Below are 3403 nucleotides of genomic sequence, written 5' to 3' on the forward strand. Positions count from 1 at the left end.
CGGATACCGAAACCCGTGGTCTTGCCAAGCCCGTTACGGCTGGCCGCGCCATGGCCGAAGCCAAGTATGTTGACGCGGCCCCTTCTGGCAACGAAGGCGGCTACTCCCCAAAGGGACGGTAAACGTATCGGTTCCTTGCACGGTGGTCAACACCGAAGTGAGAACGCGGATCAAGGCGTATTGATCGGCGTCGGGAGCGTCCCCGCGGATGCGTGCCAATTCTTCCGGGATTGCCCAGCCTGCGGTGCACTACTCAAGCCGAAGCCCGGTGACGGCTGCGAATTTTGATCCTAGGCGGCACCCCCTCTACGCCCGTGCAGGCGGAGCATCGTGGCTGTCGGTCGTCGCGAAATCGTCCCCGAACCCGGAGCTGGCTTGACAGTTTCACACATTTCTATATTATTGGAATTATGAAACAGAACGAAGCCGTGAAAGCATTGGGTGCACTGGCGCAAGACAGCCGTCTTGCCGCCTATCGCTTGCTGGTTCAGGCCGGCGAGGAAGGCTTGGCGGTGGGTGAAATCGCCGCACGCCTGAAAGTGCCCGGCGCCACCCTGACCAGCCACCTCAATGTGCTGCGCAATGCCGGGCTGGTGCGCGACGAGCGCGAAGGGCGCGTGATTCGGTGCCGCGCCGACTACGCCCGCATGAACGCGTTGCTCGCGTTCCTCACCGAAAACTGTTGCGGCAGCGATGCCGCTTCCTGCACACCCACGTGCGCGCCCACCCGGAGAAAACGTCCATGAAACGCTTCCACGTACACGTCAATGTCGCCGACCTGGATGCCAGCATCGGCTTCTATTCCATCCTGTTCGGCACCGAGCCGAGCGTGCGCAAGTCCGATTACGCCAAATGGATGTTGGATGATCCGCGTGTGAACTTCGCGATCTCGCAACGCGATCGCGCGGCCGGCGTCGATCACTTGGGTCTGCAAGCTGACGATGGCGCGGAACTGGAAGAAATCGGTGCGCGTCTGGTCGCTGCCGACAAGGTCACGCTGGCCGAACAAGGCACCACCTGCTGCTATGCGCATGCGGACAAATACTGGGCGGAAGACCCGCAGGGGGTACGCTGGGAAACCTTCCACACCCATGGCGAGGCGACCACGTATTCCGCGCCCACGCACGAACCGTCCGGCAACGCCTGCTGTGGACCATCGACGGTGTCCACGCCATCCGAAAAAGCCTGTTGCTCGGGCGGAGCTTGCGGATGAGCCACACGCCGCGCGTACTGTTCGTCTGCGTCGAAAACGCCTGTCGCAGCCAGATGGCGGCAGGCTTTGCGCGCATGCATGGGACAGATCGCATCGAGGCTTTTTCCGCGGGTTCGAAACCTGCAAATGCCGTCAATCCGCGCGCGGTTTCCTTCATGGGCGAACGCGGTTGCGACATCTCCGCACAAATTCCCAAACCACTGAGCGCGTTTGCCGATCAGGCCTTCGATTGGGTCGTAACGATGGGTTGTGGTGACGCGTGCCCGTGGTTGCCCGCGCGTCATCGCGAGGATTGGGCACTACCCGATCCGAAATCGCTGAGCGACGAACAGTTCCGTGCAGTACGCGACGAGATCGAACGTCGCGTGCAGCGGCTATTGTCGGATCTGGGTGCCTCGTCGCCGGAGGCAGCGTCGTGAGTGCGATGGTGCAAAAAGCCGTACCCACGAGGCTGGGGATTTTTGAACGCTGGCTCAGCTTGTGGGTCGCGCTGTGCATCGTCGCCGGCATCGTGCTGGGGCGAGTCGCGCCGAACGCGTTTCATGCACTCGGCGGATTCGAACTCGCGCATATCAATCTTGCGGTCGGCGTGCTGATCTGGATCATGATCGTGCCGATGCTGATGCGCGTGGATTTCGGCGCGCTTGGCACGGTGCGGCAACACTGGCGCGGCATGGGCGTCACCTTGTTTGTCAATTGGGCAGTCAAGCCGTTTTCGATGGCGCTGCTCGGCTGGATCTTCGTGCGGCATCTGTTTGCGGCGTGGCTGCCGGCGGCGCAACTCGACAGTTACATCGCCGGGCTGATCCTCTTGGCGGCGGCGCCGTGCACGGCGATGGTGTTCGTGTGGAGCCAATTGGTACGTGGCGAAGCGCACTTCACCCTGACCCAGGTCGCGCTCAACGACAGCATCATGGTGTTCGGCTTTGCGCCGATCGTGGCGCTGTTGCTCGGCGTCGCGGCAATCCACGTGCCGTGGACAACCCTGCTGCTGTCGGTGCTGCTCTATATCGTGGTGCCATTGGCCATCGCGCAAGCTCTGCGAAAACACCTGTTACGACGGGGCGCTGCAGCACTCGATGCGGCGCTCAAGCGCGCCCAACCCTGGACACTCGTCGCATTGCTGGCCACCCTCGTGTTGCTGTTCGGGTTCCAGGGCGAAGCCATCCTGCATCAGCCGCTGGTGATCGTGTTGCTCGCGGTGCCGATTACGCTGCAGGTGCTGTTCAATGCGGGACTCGCTTATGGCCTCAACCGCTGGCTGGGCGAAGCGCATTGCGTGGCCGGACCTTCGGCCTTGATCGGCGCCAGCAACTTCTTCGAACTCGCGGTGGCGACCGCAATCAGCTTGTTCGGTTTCACCTCCGGCGCCGCCTTGGCAACCGTGGTCGGCGTGCTGATCGAAGTCCCGGTCATGCTCGGCCTAGTTGAGGTCGTCAATCGCAGCCGAGGCTGGTACGAGGCACGCGCCTGACGTGTCAAGCGGCGCATCCTCCACCCAAATGCCGCCGAGTGATCAAGCACAACTCAAGCGTAGCCGAAAGCGGTGCGAACTATCGTTTGAACTCATCGTGATTGTGTAACGCCCACCGCCGTTCGTAGCATCCAACGAAGATTGGATCATTTGATGCGTATGCACGATCACTCCGGCCATAGCGATAACAGGGCTGGCGATCATCACGGCCACAGTCATGGCGTCAGCCTCAATGCGGACAAGCGCTGGCTGACACTCGCGCTGGCGCTGTTGCTCGCGTTCATGGTTGCCGAAGTGGTGGTCGGCATCATGGCGAGATCGCTGGCGTTGATTTCCGATGCGGGCCACATGTTGACCGACGTGGGCTCGATCGCGCTGGCCTTGTTCGCGATCCGGATGGCCGCGCGGCCCGCGTGCGGTCGTTATACCTTCGGCTTCAAGCGCGTGGAAATTCTGAGCGCGCAGGCCAACGGTCTCACCCTGCTGGTACTTGCCGCCTGGTTCATCTACGAAGCGATCCGGCGTCTGATCTCGCCACCGCCGGTGCACGGCTCCTTGATGACGCTTGTGGCGATCGCCGGCATCGTGGTCAATCTCGCCGTGGTCTGGATCATGGGCAAGGCGAACCGGCAAAGCCTCAACATCCAGGGCAGCTACGCGCACATCCTCAACGATCTTTACGCGTTCATCGCCACCGCGGTGGCCGGCGCGATCAT

The 3403-nt window shown here is 62.1% G+C and carries 5 protein-coding genes and 1 riboswitch; all 5 genes read left to right on the forward strand.

Going from position 1 to position 3403, the window contains the following annotated elements:
* Positions 1–27 precede the first annotated feature (27 nt).
* Positions 28–115, reverse strand: a riboswitch (yybP-ykoY riboswitch).
* 295 nt (positions 116–410) lie between these two features.
* Positions 411–746 carry a metalloregulator ArsR/SmtB family transcription factor gene (locus V7M64_RS21980; RefSeq protein ID WP_333682273.1) on the forward strand — a complete coding sequence of 112 codons (336 nt, stop codon included), beginning with the start codon at positions 411–413 and terminating at the stop codon, positions 744–746.
* The gene (locus tag V7M64_RS21985; protein ID WP_333682275.1) at positions 743–1213 is read left to right on the forward strand and encodes an ArsI/CadI family heavy metal resistance metalloenzyme; all 471 of its coding nucleotides are present in this window, start codon (positions 743–745) and stop codon (positions 1211–1213) included. The genes V7M64_RS21980 and V7M64_RS21985 overlap by 4 nt, the downstream gene beginning before the upstream one ends.
* Positions 1210–1632: an arsenate reductase ArsC gene (locus tag V7M64_RS21990; protein ID WP_333682276.1), complete on the forward strand. Its 423-nt coding sequence runs from the start codon at positions 1210–1212 to the stop codon at positions 1630–1632. Before V7M64_RS21985 ends, V7M64_RS21990 begins: the two co-directional genes overlap by 4 nt.
* Positions 1633–1637: 5 nt before the next feature.
* Positions 1638–2687, forward strand: coding sequence for an ACR3 family arsenite efflux transporter (gene arsB, locus V7M64_RS21995; protein WP_333682278.1), 1050 nt, complete (start codon positions 1638–1640; stop codon positions 2685–2687).
* A 153-nt stretch (positions 2688–2840) separates the two neighbouring features.
* On the forward strand, positions 2841–3403 hold a 563-nt coding region (locus V7M64_RS22000; protein ID WP_333682277.1), incomplete at its 3' end, for a cation diffusion facilitator family transporter.

Origin of the sequence: Dyella sp. (assembly GCF_036746095.1) — a bacterium.
Classification (GTDB): Bacteria; Pseudomonadota; Gammaproteobacteria; order Xanthomonadales; family Rhodanobacteraceae; genus Dyella_B.